The sequence below is a fragment of the Pseudomonas sp. IT-P171 genome, from assembly GCF_949767765.1.
Taxonomy (GTDB): domain Bacteria; phylum Pseudomonadota; class Gammaproteobacteria; order Pseudomonadales; family Pseudomonadaceae; genus Aquipseudomonas; species Aquipseudomonas fluorescens_B.
Genome location: NZ_CATKQN010000045.1, coordinates 1 through 318 on the forward strand (window position 1 = coordinate 1; position 318 = coordinate 318).

The following is a 318-nucleotide window of genomic DNA, read 5'->3' on the forward strand; positions in this document are numbered from 1 at the left end:
TGGGTGCGCCAGGCATGGCGCGTTGCGCGCAAGCGCAACCAGCTTGGCTGTGGTGGCCACGCTGGTGACTTGGAGGTGAAAGTCCTCTACACACCCGGCAAGGGGAAGTGTTAGCCAAAGGCAAGGGTGTCGCGGGTGACTGCGAATCTGAAGGAAGCCCGAGGCAAAATGCTGGCCTGACGAACAGGAAGCGGATAGAGGCGGCGCAGCGGGGTAAGACGGCCCAAACCGTTAAAGCCCGATACTTGCACGGAACGCTGTGACGTAAATCCGACAGGCATAAGCAGGAAGGTCGCGCGAATTACCCTGGGAGATCTG

At 60.1% G+C, this 318-nt stretch carries 1 protein-coding gene; it reads right to left on the reverse strand.

What is annotated here, in order from left to right; all coding sequences use genetic code 11:
- Positions 1 to 110 precede the first annotated feature (110 nt).
- A partial coding sequence (locus ACM6I5_RS22220; RefSeq protein ID WP_414884726.1) for a hypothetical protein occupies positions 111 to 318 on the reverse strand: 208 nt, incomplete at its 5' end.